The 16,971-nt window shown below is 68.1% G+C and carries 12 protein-coding genes; 6 read left to right on the top strand and 6 right to left on the bottom strand.

The features are described 5' to 3' along the window. Nucleotides 1–10: 10 nt before the first annotated feature. Nucleotides 11–1,060 (bottom strand): DUF2066 domain-containing protein, encoded by a 1,050-nt coding sequence (locus D893_RS06070; protein ID WP_110619366.1) that lies wholly within the window; start codon nucleotides 1,058–1,060, stop codon nucleotides 11–13. A 180-nt stretch (nucleotides 1,061–1,240) separates the two neighbouring features. Between D893_RS06070 and purM the strand changes: the two genes are divergently transcribed. Genes purM through D893_RS06090 form a run of 4 tightly spaced genes read left to right on the top strand, consistent with a single transcriptional unit; the run spans nucleotide 1,241 to nucleotide 5,217 of the window. Continuing rightward, nucleotides 1,241–2,302 (top strand): phosphoribosylformylglycinamidine cyclo-ligase, encoded by a 1,062-nt coding sequence (gene purM / locus D893_RS06075; RefSeq protein WP_110619367.1) that lies wholly within the window; start codon nucleotides 1,241–1,243, stop codon nucleotides 2,300–2,302. Nucleotides 2,303–2,307: 5 nt separating this feature from the next. Beyond that, a complete protein-coding gene (gene purN / locus D893_RS06080) occupies nucleotides 2,308–2,985 on the top strand; it encodes a phosphoribosylglycinamide formyltransferase (RefSeq protein ID WP_110619368.1) in 678 nt (225 codons plus the stop codon). Further along, the gene (locus tag D893_RS06085; RefSeq protein WP_026288921.1) at nucleotides 2,963–3,802 is read left to right on the top strand and encodes a DUF3108 domain-containing protein; all 840 of its coding nucleotides are present in this window, start codon (nucleotides 2,963–2,965) and stop codon (nucleotides 3,800–3,802) included. The genes purN and D893_RS06085 overlap by 23 nt, the downstream gene beginning before the upstream one ends. A gap of 8 nt (nucleotides 3,803–3,810) precedes the next feature. Then, entirely contained in the window at nucleotides 3,811–5,217 is a 1,407-nt protein-coding gene (locus D893_RS06090) for an NAD(P)/FAD-dependent oxidoreductase (protein ID WP_110619369.1), read from the top strand. A gap of 34 nt (nucleotides 5,218–5,251) precedes the next feature. Here D893_RS06090 and D893_RS06095 read toward each other — a convergent pair whose 3' ends face one another. Next, on the bottom strand, nucleotides 5,252–6,586 hold the full coding sequence (locus D893_RS06095; protein ID WP_110619370.1) for a hypothetical protein: 1,335 nt from the start codon (nucleotides 6,584–6,586) through the stop codon (nucleotides 5,252–5,254). A gap of 213 nt (nucleotides 6,587–6,799) precedes the next feature. On the opposite strand from D893_RS06095, the gene D893_RS06100 reads away from it, so the two are divergent. Both D893_RS06100 and D893_RS06105 read left to right on the top strand, forming a co-directional pair. After that, nucleotides 6,800–11,878 carry a PAS domain S-box protein gene (locus D893_RS06100; RefSeq protein WP_210434084.1) on the top strand — a complete coding sequence of 1,693 codons (5,079 nt, stop codon included), beginning with the start codon at nucleotides 6,800–6,802 and terminating at the stop codon, nucleotides 11,876–11,878. Next, nucleotides 11,875–12,798, top strand: coding sequence for a diguanylate cyclase (locus tag D893_RS06105; RefSeq protein ID WP_110619372.1), 924 nt, complete (start codon nucleotides 11,875–11,877; stop codon nucleotides 12,796–12,798). Before D893_RS06100 ends, D893_RS06105 begins: the two co-directional genes overlap by 4 nt. Here the strand turns inward: D893_RS06105 and pmbA are convergent, their stop codons facing one another. The 4 genes from pmbA to D893_RS06125 form a co-directional block, all read right to left on the bottom strand. Next, nucleotides 12,799–14,172: a metalloprotease PmbA gene (pmbA, locus tag D893_RS06110; RefSeq protein ID WP_110619373.1), complete on the bottom strand. Its 1,374-nt coding sequence runs from the start codon at nucleotides 14,170–14,172 to the stop codon at nucleotides 12,799–12,801. 98 nt (nucleotides 14,173–14,270) lie between these two features. Beyond that, entirely contained in the window at nucleotides 14,271–14,531 is a 261-nt protein-coding gene (locus tag D893_RS06115) for a hypothetical protein (RefSeq protein ID WP_018946516.1), read from the bottom strand. A 59-nt stretch (nucleotides 14,532–14,590) separates the two neighbouring features. Next, nucleotides 14,591–16,030, bottom strand: a complete 1,440-nt coding sequence (gene tldD / locus D893_RS06120; RefSeq protein WP_110619374.1) for a metalloprotease TldD — start codon at nucleotides 16,028–16,030, stop codon at nucleotides 14,591–14,593. Nucleotides 16,031–16,140: 110 nt separating this feature from the next. Then, nucleotides 16,141–16,971: a carbon-nitrogen hydrolase family protein gene (locus D893_RS06125; RefSeq protein ID WP_018946518.1), complete on the bottom strand. Its 831-nt coding sequence runs from the start codon at nucleotides 16,969–16,971 to the stop codon at nucleotides 16,141–16,143.

The following is a 16,971-nucleotide window of genomic DNA, read 5'->3' on the forward strand; positions in this document are numbered from 1 at the left end:
CTCCCCCGGATCAACGCACACCCAGCCACAGTGCAGCGTCGGGGAGTCCGGCCTCTTCCCGTTCCTCCTCCCCGGCCGCAGGGAAACCCGCTTCCTGCAGCACTTCGCCCAGGGCCTCGGCATCCAGCCCCGTCCGCAACCGCAGGGTCAGGGCGGCCCCGCCCAGCGAGTCCAGCTGCACGCGTTCGATGGCCTCCATGCCGCCCAGCCGGGCACGCAGCTGGCGAAAACCGTCGAAACCCGCCACCCCGGTAAAGCCCACCGTGATCCACTCGGGTTCGTCCGGCACCCGCGCCAGGTCAGCGCCCATCCGGTCCAGCGCGGCGGCGATCGCCTGACGCGCGGCCGCCGGGGCATCCGCGCCGGTGGCCTCGGCACGGTATTCGCGGTCCCGGTGCACCAGCAGGGCCCGCGCGCGGGTCTCGCCTTCCGCCGGTCGCAGGTGCAGCAGGATCAGGCCGTCCGGGCCGTAGCGCCCGGCCGCCTCGAACAGCGGCTCGGTCACGCGTCCGACGATGTCGCTGATGCGCGCCTCGCGCCGGTCCTGCAGATCCCCCAGCGGCAACAGCAGCGGCATGTCCCGCTCGCCGGCCAGGGTCTCCAGTGCGGCCAGCACGCCGGAGTCCTCCCCGACGGACGCGGTGCCCAGCAGGTCACGTCGGCCGCCGGCCTCCTCCACCGCCCACACCAGCAGGGACGGACGCGAGCCGACAAGCATCGGAACGGCGGCGTCGCGCAGCGACCGGCGCAGGGCAGTCCGGTCGAACTCCAGGCGATAGCCGCCCGCCTCGCGCGCCTGCTGGCGCTCCAGCGCCGCCGGCAGTTCGTCATCGTCCGGGGCCTCGCGCAGCTCGTCGGCGAGCGCCCGCACCGCGTCGGAATCCAGCCCCGCCACCCGCACCAGCGCCGCGTGAAGCCCTTCCGCCAGCGCCGCTTCGCGCTCTTCCGCATCGCTCTGAACGACCAGCGTCCCCGCCCCCGCGGCCTGTGGAAGCAAAGCGATCAGCCACAGGGACAGGAACAGGACGACGGCGGAGATGGAACGCGACACGGCAGACATGGGACTCACGGGCAGCAGGCAGGCAACACGCCGCTCAACATAGCACAGCGCCCGCCGCCGGCGCGCCGCCCGTGCTTTGCACGCCCCGGCACGGGCGGCTAACATGCCCGGGTTCAATGCGCGCCTGCCCACGGGCAGCGTCGCGGCCCGCCAGAAGGCCCTTTTCCGGGAACGTTGCCCATGTCCGAATCCTCTTCCGGTCTGACCTATCGCGAGGCCGGCGTCGACATCGCCGCCGGGTCGGAACTCGTCGAACGCATCAAGCCGCACGCGCAGCGCACCCTGCGCCCCGAGGTCCTGGCCGGCCTGGGCGGTTTCGGCGCGCTGTTCGAACTGCCCGTGGATCGCTACCGCCAGCCGGTGCTGGTATCCGGCACCGACGGGGTCGGCACCAAGCTGCGGCTCGCCCAGCAGACCGATCGTCACGACTCGATCGGGATCGATCTGGTGGCGATGTGCGTCAACGACATCATCGTGCAGCGCGCCGAGCCGCTGTTCTTTCTCGACTATTACGCCACCGGCCACCTCGACATCGACATCGCCGGCGATGTCATCACCGGCATCGCCGAGGGCTGCGAACAGGCCGGCTGCGCGCTGATCGGCGGCGAGACCGCCGAGATGCCCGGCATGTACCAGGGCGAGGACTACGACGTCGCCGGCTTCGCGGTCGGCATCGCGGAGAAGGACCAGCTGCTGGACGGCAGCCAGGTGGCCGCGGGCGACGTGATCCTGGGGCTGGCCTCCAGCGGTCCGCATTCCAACGGCTACTCGCTGATCCGGCGGGTGCTGGAACACGTGCAGGCGGACCTCGACGCGCCGCTGCCGGGCGGCGACGGCGAGACCCTGGGCGCGGCCCTGATGGCGCCCACCCGCATCTATGCCCGGCCGCTGCTGGAGGTCATGGAAAACCATCCGGTGCACGCGGCGGCCCACATCACCGGCGGCGGCCTGACCGAGAACCTCCCGCGCGTGCTGCTCTCGGAGACCCTGCACGCGCGCATCGACACCCACGCCTGGCAGTGGCCGGCGGTGTTCCGCTGGCTGCAGCAACAGGGCGGCATCGCCGACGAGGAGATGCTACTGACCTTCAACTGCGGGATCGGCATGACGCTGATCCTGCCGGAGGCGAGCGTGGAAGCGGTGTCTTCGGAACTGGCCGCCGCCGGCGTCCCGGCCTGGCCGATCGGCGTGGTCGCCGAGTGCGCGGAACACGAACCCGGCGTGGTGTACACCGCGGGATGACAGGCATGGCCCCGCAACGCCTGGTCGTGCTGATTTCCGGGCGCGGCAGCAATCTCAAGGCCCTGATCGACGCCTGTGAACGCGGCGAGATCAACGGCCGGGTGGTCGGCGTGATCAGCAATCGCCCCGACGCCGGCGGACTCGAGTTCGCGCGCGCCCGAGGCATCCCGGAACAGGTCCTCAACCACCGCGACTACGCCGGGCGCGAACCGTTCGACGCGGCCCTGGCCGGGGCCATCGAGGCGTTCGAGCCGGACCTGGTGCTGCTGGCCGGGTTCATGCGCATCCTGACCCCGGGATTCGTGGAACGCTTTACCGGACGGTTGCTGAACATTCACCCGTCGCTGTTGCCGAAGTACCGCGGACTGGACACCCATGCCCGCGCCCTGGCCGACGGCGAGACCGAACACGGCGCCAGCGTGCACTTCGTCACGCCGAAACTGGACGGGGGACCGGTTATCATGCAGGCACGGGTCCCGGTTCTGGCCGACGACACCGAAGCCTCCCTGAGTGCCCGCGTGCAGCAGGCCGAGCACCGCCTCTACCCCGCAGCAGCCGGGCTGGTGTGTTCAGGGCGGATTCAGTGGTCGGAACCCACGATCCGGTACGATGGCGCCCCGCTGGAGGCGCCCCTGCAGCTCGATCACGAGGTGACTTCCCATGCCCCAGGTGAATCGTCCTGACGCCGCCCGACGGCGTTTCACGGCGCGGTTGCTGACCGGTCTCGTCCTGGCGCTGGCCGCGATCCTCGCAACGGCGTTCCCGACCGCCGCCCCTGCCGCCGACAGCAACGCGGACCCGGCGGACGCGTCGCGGATCCCGCCGTTCACCGCCAGCTTCGAGGCCACGGCCATGGCCAGCACGCTGAATGCTTCCATGAGCCTCAACCACGAAGACCTCCGCACGCGCATGGCGATGGATGCCCACGTGACCGGATTCCTGCGCGTACTCGGGCGCTTCGAACTCAGCCGCGAATCGCTGCTGAACACCAACGGTTCCGGCCTGCACCTGATCTCGTCGCGCTCCCACCAGGTCACCCCGCGTGAGGAGCGTAAAGTCGAAACCCGCCTGGACCACGAGGAACAGCAGGCCATCGGCCACATCGACAGCGAGCGGTTCACGCTCGACGTGCCCGAAGGCACCCTCGACTTCCTTGGCTCGCTCTACATGATGATGCAGCAGCTGGAAACCGGCGAACTGGGCGTCACCGGCGACACCGTCCGCATCCGCACCCTGGAGCGCGACCGCCTGCGCGAATACGAATTCCGCCGCGACGGCGAGGAAACCGTGGACTCCGGCATCGGCTCGCTGGACACCGTGCGCGTGGTCCGCCGCAGCGACAACGGCGATGTCGAACTCGCCGCCTGGTTCGCCCCGGACCTGAACCACATCCCCGTGCGCTTCGACTACGAAGCCGGCGGGCGCGTGTTCGAACTCGAACTCACCGCGCTGGAATGGCACGAACCCATCATCGACCTGACCGAAGATCCCAATCCGTGAGCACATCCATGAGCGAAACCTTCGACCTGGCCATCATCGGCAGCGGCCCCGGCGGTTATCGCGCCGCCGTCCTCGGCGCCCTGCGCGGACTCTCCGTCGTCATCATCGAGAAGGACACCTGGGGCGGCTGCTGCCTCAACCGCGGCTGCGTGCCCAAGAAGGACTGGTACCACACCGCGCGCACCGTGGCCGCCCAGCGCCACTTCGAGGGCCGCGGCATCCGGGGCTCGCTGAGCGCGGAGATGGACCCGGCCTGGGACCATCAGAAAGAGGTCGTGACCTCGGTGCGCGACTCCTACCTGGAGTACATGAAGCACCTGAAGATCCAGTACCGCGAGGGCACCGCGCGCTTTCGCGACGCCACCACCCTGGAGGTCACCGGCGCCGACGGCAGCGAGACCCTGGAAGCGAAGCACACCATCATCGCCACCGGCGCCACGGCCACCGTGCCCGCACCGTTCGAGGCCGTCCCCGGGCGGGTGATCACCACCGACATGCTGTTCGACGAGCGTCCGCCGCTAGGGCACCGGGTCGCCATCATCGGCTCCGGCGTGGTGGCCACCGAATTCGCCTTCATCTTCTCCATGCTTGGCAAGGAAGTGACCTGGCTGACCCGCTCGAAACCCCTGAACGGCCAGAAGTTCAGCCCCCAGGCCCTGTCGACGCTGAAGGACAAGCTGGGTGAGAACGGCGTCGAGCCGATCCGGGTGAAGGGCTACGAGAGCGTGGAGACCACCGATAACGGCGTCGTCATCACCGATCAGGACGGCGGACGCCACGAGGTCGACTGGGTCCTGCTCGGTACTGGCCGCACGCCGCATACCGCGGACCTGAACCTGGAGGCCGTCGGCGTGCAGACCGACGCGCGGGGTTTCGTGCAGCGACGCGCCACCCTGCAGACCGACGTCGACCACATCTATGCCATCGGCGACGTCGCCAGCGAATGGCAGACCGCCAACCACGCGCTGGCCGATGCCACCATCGCGGTGGAGAACATCCAGACCGGCAACACCCGCGAGCAGGACGAGCGCTACGTGCCGATCGCCATCTATTCGGCGGTGGAGATGGCGCGTCTGGGCATGGACGAGGACGATGCCGAGGACGAGGAACTGGAACCCGCGGTCGGTTTCGCCGCGTTCGAGACCTCGCCACGCGCCCTGGGGCAGGACGAGCCCGAGGGCTTTGTTCGCCTGATCGGCGACATGGACACCGGCGGCCTGCTGGGCGGGGAGGTCATCGGCGGTGACGCCGGCGAGCTGATCCACATCCTGTCGCTGGCCCCCGATCGCGACACCGCGCTCAACTGGATCGCGAAGGGCCAGTGGAACCACCCGGCCCGCGCCGAGGAGTTCCTCAACGCCACCGAGACCCTGGCCTCCAAGTGGGGCCTGAAGGCCGAGATCTTCGATCTCTGACCCCCCGGCCGGCGCCCGTCGCCAGCCGGCCGTCTCAGTCCACGCGCCGCGTCATCCGCACCGCATGTTCGTGCGGATAGCGCGCCGCATGGAAGCGGCCCTCCCAGGTGTCCGCATCCAGGCGTTCGAGCTCCAGGTGGTAACTCTCCTGCTGGTCCGGGGTCGGGTTCCACACCAGTTCCACGCGTTCCCCGTCTGCGGCAAGCGCCACCGAATCCAGATCACCGCTGGCGCCGTCCAGCCCGGGCCCGCGGGCATTGCCCATCAGGAAATCGCCCTGCGCACGGGTCTCGCCACGGCCATGGAACACGCTGAAATACGCCAGCGGCACGTCACCCTCGACCAGCGCCGCACGCCACGAACCCTGCAGTGCACCGGCGGGCTGACCGCCCTTGCCGTACTCGGCATCCCGGGCGTCCTTCCCGGCGTCGTCCGGGTCGTCCGGAGCGGCATCCGGGGCCGCATCCGGGGCGTCACCTTCCTCCAGCCAGGGCGGGGGCGGACGCCGATCCACCGCCCACGCGGTGCGGATCTGCGCGTCCGGCCCGACGCTCAGGCGCTGCCAGATCGCCTCCAGCTCGTGGTCCATCAGGTCGCCGTCGCGCAGCAGGATATCCACGCTGCCCGGCTCCTCCAGCCCGACCTCCACCACCGCTTCGGCGAAGGGTTCGGCGAAGCCGACGCTCTCGCGGGCCTCCAGCTGTCCCGGCCGGGTATCCAGCAGGGACCCCAGCAGGAATGCCGGGGCCGGAGCGCCTTCCGGCGATGACGACAGCGATGGCGGGACGAAATCCCACAGCCCCTCGCCGTTGTCACGCCACTGCGTGACCCGGTCACCCAGCGGTTCGGGATCGGTACAGGCCTGCTCGAGGCAGCGGGCCTGTTCGATGGCCGATGCGTCCAGGCTCCGGCGCGAGGCCGCGACCACGTGCCCCGGGAACCCCTGGATCGGGCTCATCACCATGCGCCAGGAGACCCCGTCCCACGCCCCGCCGTCGTTACCGTCGCCGGCGTCCTCGTCCGAAGGTTCAAAACGGTCGATCTGCACGAAATGCAGATCCCGCATCCGCCCGGGCGGACTGCCCTCCATCCACTCGAAGCCCGCCTGCATCCGGTAACGCGCCGGTTCCGCCGGGCCCTCGTGGCCCTCCAGCAGCAGGATGGGCACGGTCCACGGCCCGGCCCGTTCGAACGGCCGCACCGATTCGCGCTGCTCCGGCGGCAGCCGCTCTCGCAACAGGTCCGGTATCTCTCCGCTCTCGACCCGGCAATACCCTTCCGCTGCGACGAAATCACGTGCAGCCTCGCCCATGTCCTGCGGCGGTGCGGCCACCGCGCCCCCCGCCGCCAGCCCGACGAACGCGGCCACGATCCCCGCGCGCCGTACGGGTCCGCGCTGTCTCCGGGTTGAATCCTGCATGTTTCTCCCCTCCCTTCAGGTGATGCCGGTTCATACTGCCGGAACCGTATCGCCGACGCCCCCCATGATCGGAGAGGAACCAACCACCACGAGCGGGCTCTCGCAACCGCCCCCGGAATGCGCGATACTTTCATTACATACAGGCAGTGCGTGTACCCCGGAATGGCGACCCCTCCCCTTGGTGACGGCAGTTCTGCGCAGGTCTCGACCGTGGGCGAGGAGCGGTTCCGCACACTGTTCAAGCTCTATCCCGATGCCACGCTGCTGATCGATCCGGAGAGCGGCCTGCCGGTACAGTTCAACCGGCTGGCCCACGAGCAACTCGGCTACACTGCCGAGGAGTTCGCCGGCCTGCGTATCGGCGATTACGAGGCGCAGGAGACACCGGAGGAAACCGAGGCGCACATCCGGACCATCCTTGAGCAGGGGCAGGACGATTTCGAGACGCGGCACCGTTGCAAGGACGGCACAGTCATCGATGTTCGCGTCTCGGTGGTCCTGCTGCCGTTCGAGGAGCGGACCCTCTTCCTGGCCGTGTTCCGCAACATCACCGCTGAAAAGCTGGTCAACACCGCGCTGGAGCGCAGCCGCGAGCGCCTGGCCCTGGCCACGGAATCAGCCGGCCTGGGGATCTGGGACTACGACATGGCCAGCGGCCACCTCGAATGGGACGACGGCATGTTCCGCCTCTACGGCATCGCCCCCGCCGATTTCGGGAATGCCTTCGAGGACTGGGCCAGGACACTGACCCCGGATTCCCGGGATACGGCCGTGGCCGCCTTCCGGGCCGCCGTTGAATCCGACGCACCATTCGACCTCCGGATCACTATTCGCCGCGCCGATGACGGGACCATCCGCACCCTGCACGGTCAGGCCCAGGTCATCCGGGACAGTGCCGGCCAGGCCACCCGGGTCGTCGGCGTCAACCGCGACATCACCGAGGAAGAGACGAACCGCCACCGGCTCGCCACCGAGGAAGCGAAATTCCGCGGACTGTTCGAGCTTTCCCCGGTCGGTATCGCCATGAACGACTTCGCCACCGGTGAATTCCTCGATTTCAATGCCGCCATTAATGAGCCCGCCGGCTATACGCGCGAAGAATTCCTGCAGCTGAGTTACTTCGAGGTTACTCCCGAAGAATACATGGCCGACGAACAGGCCATGCTCGAATCGATGCAGCGCACCGGCCGCTACGGGCCGTTCCAGAAGGAGTACATCCGCAAGGACGGCTCGCGCTACCCGGTCCTGCTCCACGGCTTCAGGACCACGGCACCGGACGGGCGCGAGGTGATCTGGTCGATCATCCAGGACATCTCCGATATCGAACGGACCCGGCTGGAACTGGAAGACGCACGCAACCAGTTTGCCTCGCTGGTGGAGAACATCCCCGGCATCACCTTCCGCTGCCTGTACGATGACGCCTGGACCATGCTCTTCATGAACCGCGCAGCCGACCCGCTGACGGGTTACGAGGGTGCCGAGCTGATCAACAACGCCGTGGTCTCGTACGCGGAACTGATCCACCCTGACGATGCAGACCGGGTCGCGCAGACCATCGCGGAGGCGATTGCCGACGGCCGGCCCTGGGAGACCCGGTACCGGATCCGGCATCGCGACGGCTCCATTCGCTGGGCCCAGGAGCGGGGTGTCGCCGTGCGTGACGAACAGGGCGGGATCGCCTGGCTGGACGGCTTCATCCTCGATATCACCGAACAGAAGCAGGCCGAAGCCCGCGCCGCCGCGATCGAATCGACAACGCGTCGACACCGGGCGGCCGTGGACGCCATCGCCCACACCATTGCCGCGGAGGACAATGTCCGCGCGATCCTCGAGGCCACCTGCCGCAACCTGGGCGAGGCCCTGGGCGCCGACCGGGCGCTGGTCTACGACATCGACTTCGAACACGAACGGATCATCGGCCGGAACGAATGGCTCAACCCCGCCAGGCCGGATATCGCGCCATCCATCGGGAGTTATCCCCTGGCGACGTTCGGCAACGGGGTTCGCCATATCCGTGAACAGCAGACATGGCTCAACAGCCACGTCGATGCACCCCATCCTGCACTTCGTACGGATGGTTCCGTCGGCATCCTCCACGAGCAGATGGGCATCGGCACGCTGCTGTGGTATCCGTTCAGCTTTCGCGCGGAGGGTTACCATCTGCTGGCCCTCAACTGGCTGGACCGTCAGCCGGAACCGGACGAGCAGCAACTCGGTTTTCTCGCCTCAGTCGCCGGTCTGGTCGAACTGGCCCGGAACAAGATCCGCCTGCTGGAAGAGCAGCAGCGCGCGCAGGAGCAGTACCAGATGCTGTTCCGCGAACTGCAGGACGGCTTCGCTCTGCACGAGATCATCTGCGACGACGACGGGAACCCGGTGGATTACCGTTATCTCGCGGTCAACCCCGCATTCGAGCAACTCACCGGACTGAAAGCCGAAACGACGGTCGGTCGGCGCGTGCGTGAGATCCTCCCCGGGGTCGAATCGCACTGGATCGAGAACTTCGGGCACGTCGCGCTGACCGGGGAGAATCGCACCATCGAGGATTATGCCACCGACCTTGGCCGGTACTTTTCCACCACGGCCTTCCAGCCGGAGCCGGGGCGTTTCGCCTGTCTGGTCCGCGACATCACCGACCGCCGGAATGCGGAACAGGCCCTGCGCGAATCCAGGGAGCGCTTCGCCGGCATATTCGAGCAGACCGGCAGCGGGGTGGCAGTCTACCGCCCGGTGGACGACGGCGAGGACTTCGTGTTCATCGACTACAACCCGGCGGCGGCGCAGATAGACCGGACCACACGCGACGCGGTCCTCGGCCGTCGCCTCACCGCGTGTTTTCCCGGCGCCCGCGAGATGGGGCTGCTGCAGGCCTTTCAGCGAGTGGCCCGGACCGGTGAGCCGGAACAGCTGCCGGTTTCCGAGTACAGCGACGACCGCATTGCCGGCTGGCGCGAGAACCGCATCTTTCGCCTCTCCTCCGGCGAAGTGGTCGCGGTTTACGACGACCTCACCGATGTCAAACGGGCACAACAGGAATCCGAGCGGGCGCGTGAACACGCCGAGCAGGCAAGCCAGGCCAAGAGCCAGTTCCTGGCCAACATGAGCCACGAGATCCGCACGCCGATGAACGCGGTCATCGGCCTGAGCCAGCTGCTGGAACAGACCGAGCTGGACGCGAAGCAGCGCGATCAGGTGCACAAGATCCAGCAATCCTCGCGGATGCTGCTCGGCCTCATCAACGACATCCTCGACTTCTCCAAGATCGAGGCCGGCCAGCTGGAGCTGGAAGCGCGCGACTTCAGACTCGGCGAGGTGGTCGAGCAGATGGCGACGCTGTTCGGCGAGAAGGCCCACGCCGGGGAACTGGAGCTGCTCTACGACATCCAGCCCGACCTGCCGCGCGCCCTGGTTGGCGACGACCTGCGCCTGTCCCAGGTGCTCGGCAACCTGCTCGCCAATGCGACCAAGTTCACCGAGCGCGGCGGGACGGTGGAGCTCGGGATCCGCGCGACCGGGCCGGTGACGGATGGTCAGGCCACCCTGCGCTTTTTTGTACGCGACACCGGTATTGGCATGAGCGAGGAGCAGCTCGCCCGCCTGTTCCACCCCTTCAGCCAGGCCGACACCTCCACCACCCGCAAGTACGGCGGCACCGGCCTGGGGCTGGTGATCACCCGTCGGCTGGTGGAGGCCATGGGCGGCAAACTGGAGGTGGAGTCGGTCCCCGACGAGGGCAGCACCTTCGCCTTCACCCTGACCCTGCCGCTGGGCCAGGACCGACAGGCGATTGTCGAGTGCCCCGAGACCACGGGCCGCCGGGTGCTGATCGTCGACGACCAGGCCAGTGCCCGGCAGATCATGCGCGAACTCCTGCACCACTGCCATTACCTCACCGACGAGGCCGACAGTGGCGAGGCCGCCGTCGAGCAGGTGGTGGCGGCGGAACGGCGCGGCGAGCCGTTCGACTTCATCCTGATGGACTGGATGATGCCGGGCGGCATGAATGGCAGCGAGACCTGCGAAGCCCTCGAGCGCCTGCGCCAGCGCGGCGAACTGAAGCAGACGCGGCCACCGATCCTGATGGTCAGCGCCTACGCCCGGGATGAAACCAGCCTGCCTGAAGGGCTGACCACCGACTACCTGGCCAAGCCGATCACCGCGTCCTCGCTTTACGATGCCCTGGTGCGGGCAGAAGGTAGCGGGACCCCCGATCGTGCTCTGCCGGCAACCCGGGTGCCGGAGCTGGGAGGCCATCGGGTGCTGCTGGTGGAAGATAACGAGATCAACCAGGAAGTGGCCAGAGAGCTTCTTGAAAAAACCGGCGCCCGCGTAACCACAGCCGACAACGGCGCCGAGGCGGTCGAGGCCGTGCGCGCGGAGAAGCCCGATCTGGTACTGATGGATCTGCAGATGCCCGTAATGGACGGTTTCGATGCAACCCGGAACCTGCGGGCCGATGGCTACACGGGCCCCGTTCTGGCCCTCTCGGCGGCGGTCATGGAAGAAGACCGCCAACGCTCGCGGGATGCCGGGGTCAACGGACACCTCGGCAAACCCGTCGACAGCACCGAACTCTACGCCGCACTCGCGACCCATCTCGACGTCTCCACAACGGAGCCCACGCCCGGCGCAGAAGAGGAAGACTCTTCCTCCCCTGCTCTTCCCGCCACGCTGCCAGGCTTCGACCCGGCAAGGGGTCTGCGGCATTTCGGCGGCGATGTGGCCCTTTACTCCCGACAGCTGCACAACTTCAGGGACCGACTGGTCTCTGATTACGAGCCGCTGATCGGCCACCTGCGCGCCTCGCGGGACGACGACGCGCACCGGCTCGCGCACAACCTGAAGGGGGTCGCCGGTACCCTCGCCGCCACGACCCTGCAGTCCCTGGCCGAACAGATCGACCGCCTGATCAAGGACGGCGACCCGGTGTCCGCCGGGCTCATACATCGTCTGGAAACCGCATTCCGGGAAGCCTCACAATCGCTCGCAAACCTTCCCGACATTGCACAAGACAATGCGGCTGGTTCAGTGCACGCGGTCGCCACCCTGCGCCAGCAACTGGAAGCCAGCGAACTGATCGAAGAGGAAACCCTGCGCGAGGCCCTGGCATGGCTGCGGGGTCGCGGTCTGGACTGCGAGAGACTGGAAGCGCAGGTACAAGGCATGGCATTCGATGAGGCCCTGCAAACCCTCGACGAGCTGACACCCGGGCAGGGGCCTGATCAAGGAAACATTACATGAACCACGATGAACCGAAGCCGACCCTGCTGCTGGTCGACGACGAACCGACCAACATCCAGGCGCTGGGACACCTTCTGAAGGACGATTACCGCATTCGGGTTGCGAACAACGGCGAGAAGGCCCTGGCGCTGGCCGCAGAGGGTGCCCCGGAGCGCCCCGACCTGATCCTGCTGGACATCCAGATGCCCGGCATCGACGGCTACGAGGTCTGCCGACGTCTGAAGGAAGACCCGCACACCAGCGACATTGCCATTATCTTCGTCACGGCGCTCGACGACGCGCGCGACGAAGAGCACGGACTGAACCTGGGCGCGGTGGACTACATCGCCCGGCCCTTCAATCCGGCCATCGTCCGCGCCCGTGTGAACACGCACGTGAAGCTCAAGCGCAGGACCGACCTGCTGGAACAGTACGCAATGCTCGACGGCCTGACCGGCATTCACAATCGTCGCTATTTCGACGAGCACCTGGACCGGGAGACCCGCCGCAGCCAGCGCGAGGGAGAACCCCTGTCACTGATCATGCTCGACATCGACCACTTCAAGGGCTTCAACGACCATTACGGGCATGGGGCCGGGGATCGCTGCCTGCAGAAGGTCGCTGAAACACTTGCGCGGACGCTGAACCGGCCCGGGGACACCCTGTGCCGTTATGGCGGCGAGGAATTCGTGGCCCTGCTCCCCGGGACGCCGACATCCGGTGCGCTGGAGGTCGCCGAGAGGTTGAGGAGCGCGGTCGAGGAACGGGCCCTTGCGCATGAACATTCCAGCGCGGGCCCGGTGGTGACCGTAAGTCTGGGGGCGGCGACGTTCGATCCCGCCGGGGAGCCCGGCGCCGACATGGAGTCGTTGCTCGCAAGGGCCGACGCGGCCCTGTACCGGGCGAAGAACGCCGGCCGCAACCGCTACTGCGGGGGCTGATTATTCCCCGGCGACGGTCATCGACTCGATCAGGATGGAGCCGGTGCGGATGTTCCCGCGATAGTCGACATCCGAGCCGGTGGCGACGATGGCGCGGAACATGTCCTTGAGGTTGCCGGCGATGGTGATCTCCTCCACCGGGTGCATGATCTCGCCGTTTTCCACCCAGAACCCGGCCGCGCCGCGCGAGTAGTCGCCGGTCACCGGGTTCACGCCCTGACCGATCAGCTCGGTCACCAGCAGCCCGGTGCCCATCTCGCGCAGCATGCCCGGGGCGTCCAGCGTCCCCGGACGCACCGTCACGTTGCGCGCGCCTCCGGCGTTGCCGGTGGTCTCGCGGCCGAGGCGCCGGGCGGCGTAGCTGTCGAGGGTGTAGCTGCGCAGCACGCCCTGTTCCACCAACGGCCGGTTGCGGGTCTGCACGCCCTCGCCGTCGAACGGTGCGCTGCCGAGCCCGCGCGGGGTCAGCGGGCGCTCCTCGATACGCATCCATTCGGGGAAGATGCGTTCGTCCAGGGCGTTCAGCAGGAACGAGCTCTCGCGGAACTGGGCCGGGCCGGAGATCGCGCGGGTGAAGCTGCCGATCAGGGTGCGCGCCATCTCCGGGGCGAACAGCACCGGGCAGCTGCGGGTGGAGAGCTTTTCTCCGCCCAGCCGGCGCACGGTGCGCTCCGCCGCCTCGCGCCCGATGTCCTCGGGGATACCCAGATCGGCGGCGCGGCGGCTGACGCTGTAGGCGTAATCGCGCTGCATGCCATCGTCGCCGCGCGCCACCAGGGCGCAGGACAGCGAATGGCGGGTGCTGCGATAGCCGCCCATGAAGCCCTGGGTGTCACCGAGGAAGGCCATCGCGCGGCGGGTATTCACCGAGGCGCCTTCGGAATTCTCGATGCGCGACTCGGCGTCGAACCCGGCCTGTTCGGTGCGCTGCGCCAGCTCGGTGGCCTGCGCGATGGACAGCTCCCAGGGGTGATCCAGGTCCAGGTCCTGCCAGTCCACTGCCTTGAAGGCGATCGACGGCATGCCGGCATACGGATCCGGCTCGGTGTACCGGGCGATGCGGCAGGCCGCCTCGACGGTATCCAGCAGGGCCTGTTCGCTGAAATCGGTGGTCGACGCAGCTCCCTTGGACTGACCGAAGTGCGCGATCAGCGACAGGTTCTGGTCGCGTTCATGCTCCAGGGTCTCGATCTCGCCCTTGCGCACCCCCAGGTCCAGGCCCACGCTGTGGCTGACGACCACCTGAGCATCGGTGGCCCCCTGCTTCTTTGCCTCTTCCAGCGCCTGCTGCACGCGGGCGCGCAGGGATTCGGGGCTGTGCGAGAGCGCCTGGGCGGCGGCTTCCGGGGTCTCGACTGCGGGACGTTGACTCATGCGGATTCCGGTCCGTTTTCGATTTGGGGGAGAGAAAAACCACGGGGTCCGCGCCCGCCCCTGCCGGGGGCGGACCCGGACCCCGTGCGGAAGTCGGGCTAGACGCGGGTGCCGTGCTTGTGGACCGCGCCGACGTTACCCCAGCGCTCGAGGTCATCCACGTGCACGCCGACCCAGTAGAGCATGCCGACGCTGTCACGGGTCCAGCCACCGATCAGGTCCTGGCCCTCGCCCAAATTGACGTGACGGGCGAATTCCTCGGCCTTGTCGCGGGCCCGGAACACGTGCCACTGAACGACCTTGTCGTGGCCGTGCCCTTCGGGGAGGGAGCGTTCCTGTTCCAGAAAATCGGTATTCATGCGGCTCTCCTTTTCTTGCTGACCAGATCCGGTCCGGTGACGCCCCGGACGATGCCGGGTCATGCCGCCTGGGTACCGCCCACCGTCATGCCGTCGATGCGCAGCGTGGGCTGGCCCACGCCAACCGGCACGCCCTGCCCCTCCTTGCCGCAGGTACCCACGCCGGGGTCGAGCTGCATGTCGTTGCCGACCATCGACACGCGGGTCAGGACATCCGGACCGTTACCGATCAGGGTCGCACCCTTCACCGGCCGCGTCACCTTTCCGTTCTCTATGAGATAGGCCTCCGAGGCCGAAAACACAAACTTCCCGGAGGTGATGTCCACCTGACCGCCGCCGAAATTGACCGCATACAGGCCGTCTTCCACCGAACCGATGATCTCTTCGGGATCGGCGTTGCCCCCCAGCATGTAGGTGTTGGTCATGCGCGGCATGGGCAGGTGGGCGTAGGACTCGCGCCGACCGTTGCCGGTGGTCTGCGTGCCGCTCAGGCGCGCGTTGAGCTCGTCCTGCATGTAGCCGCGCAGGATGCCGTCCTCGATCAGCACGGTTTCCTCGGTCGGATTGCCCTCGTCATCCACGTTGAGCGAGCCGCGGCGCCCGGCCAGCGTGCCGTCATCGACGATGGTGATGCCCTCGGCCGCGACCCGTTCGCCGATGCGCCCGGCGAAGGCGGAGGTGCCCTTGCGGTTGAAGTCCCCTTCCAGGCCGTGGCCGATCGCCTCGTGCAGCAGCACACCGGGCCAGCCCGGACCGAGGACCACTTTCATGCTGCCGGCCGGGGCATCCACCGCCTCGAGGTTCACCAGCGCCTGACGCACCGCCTCGCGCGCATGCGCAGCGGCCTGACCGTTCTCGATCAACTGGCGATAACCGAAGCGGCCGCCGCCGCCGGAGCTGCCCGATTCGCGGCGTCCGCCCTGCTCGACGATCACCTGGACGTTCAGGCGCACCAGCGGGCGCACGTCAGTGGTCAGCTCGCCGCGCGCGTTGAGCACCATCACCACCTCGCGCGAGCCGGCCAGCGAGCACATCACCTGGGTCACGCGCGGATCGGCGGCGCGGGCCTCGGCGTCAACCTCCTTGAGCAGGTCGATCTTCTCCTGCTCGCCCAGGGAGTCGATGGGATTGTCGGGCACGTAAAGCTCGCGCGCGGGCGTACGCCCCTGCACCGCCACCCCGCCGCTCTGGCCCGCGCGGGCAATGCTGCGCGCGGTGCCCGCCGCCTCCAGCAGCGCGGGCATGGCGAGATCGTCCGAGTAGGCGAACCCGGTCTGCTCGCCGCGCACCACGCGGATGCCGGCGCCGCGCTCGATGTTGAAGTTCGCGGATTTGACGATCCCGTCCTCCAGCGACCAGCCCTCCTGGCAGGCGAACTGGAAATAGCAGTCACCGCCGTCGATCCCCTGGCCGAAAGTCGTTCCGACCAGGCGGGAGAGTTCGGATTCGCCGAGACCGGCGGGATCCAGCAGGGTCTGTCGGGCCAGGTTGTCGATCATGCATCCCTCGGGTTGGCTCGTTTTCGTCAGTATGAGGCTTGGGGCCCGGGCAGCGCTTTCAAGCCCGCGAGCGGCGGGGGCTCTCGCAACCCCCACGCGCTCCGGGAGGCTCACTCCGGAATGGCACAACCCAGACGCCGATGCGAGACAGTGGGGAACACGGTCCGCATGCGTTCCACCTCGCGGCCGTCGATCTCCCCCAGCAGGACCCCGGGGTTGCGCCCCAGCTCCCCCAGTACGCGACCCCAGGGGTCGATCACCGCACTGTGGCCCCAGGTCTCGCGACCGTTCACGTGAAAACCGCCCTGAGCCGCGGCCACCACGTACATCTGGTTTTCCACCGCACGCGCCCGCAGCAGCACCTCCCAGTGGGCCTGCCCGGTCTGCGCCGTAAACGCCGATGGCAGAGCGAGCCATTCCGCGCCCTGGTCCAGCAGCGCGCGGAACAGCTCGGGGAAACGCAGGTCGTAGCAGATCGCCAGTCCCAGGCGACCGGCGGGGGTGTCCACCGTAACCACCTCATCACCGGGCTGGTACACCCGCGACTCGGTATAGGCCTCGTTGTTGTCAGGCAGGTGCACGTCGAACAGGTGGATCTTGTCGTAACGGGCCGCGAGCTCGCCGCGGTCGTCATACACCAGGCAGGCCGAACGCACGCGTTCACCGTCGGGGGCCTGCAGCGGCACCGTCCCACCCACGATCCACACCCCCAGAGTGCGCGCCTGTTCGGCCAGGAAACGCTGCAGCGGGCCCTGACCATCGGGGGCCTCGGCGATGTCGAGGACATCGGTTTCCTGCATCCCCATGAAGGCAAAGTTCTCCGGCAGCACCAGTACCCGGGCTCCCTGCTCCGCCGCCTCGACCATGCGCCGGCGGGCATCGGCCAGGTTGGCCCGGGGCTGGGTCCCGGATGCCATCTGGATGGCGGCGACCGGTGTCAT

It is taken from the genome of Thioalkalivibrio sp. ALE21, assembly GCF_003208255.1.
Taxonomy (GTDB): Bacteria; Pseudomonadota; Gammaproteobacteria; order Ectothiorhodospirales; family Ectothiorhodospiraceae; genus Thioalkalivibrio; species Thioalkalivibrio halophilus.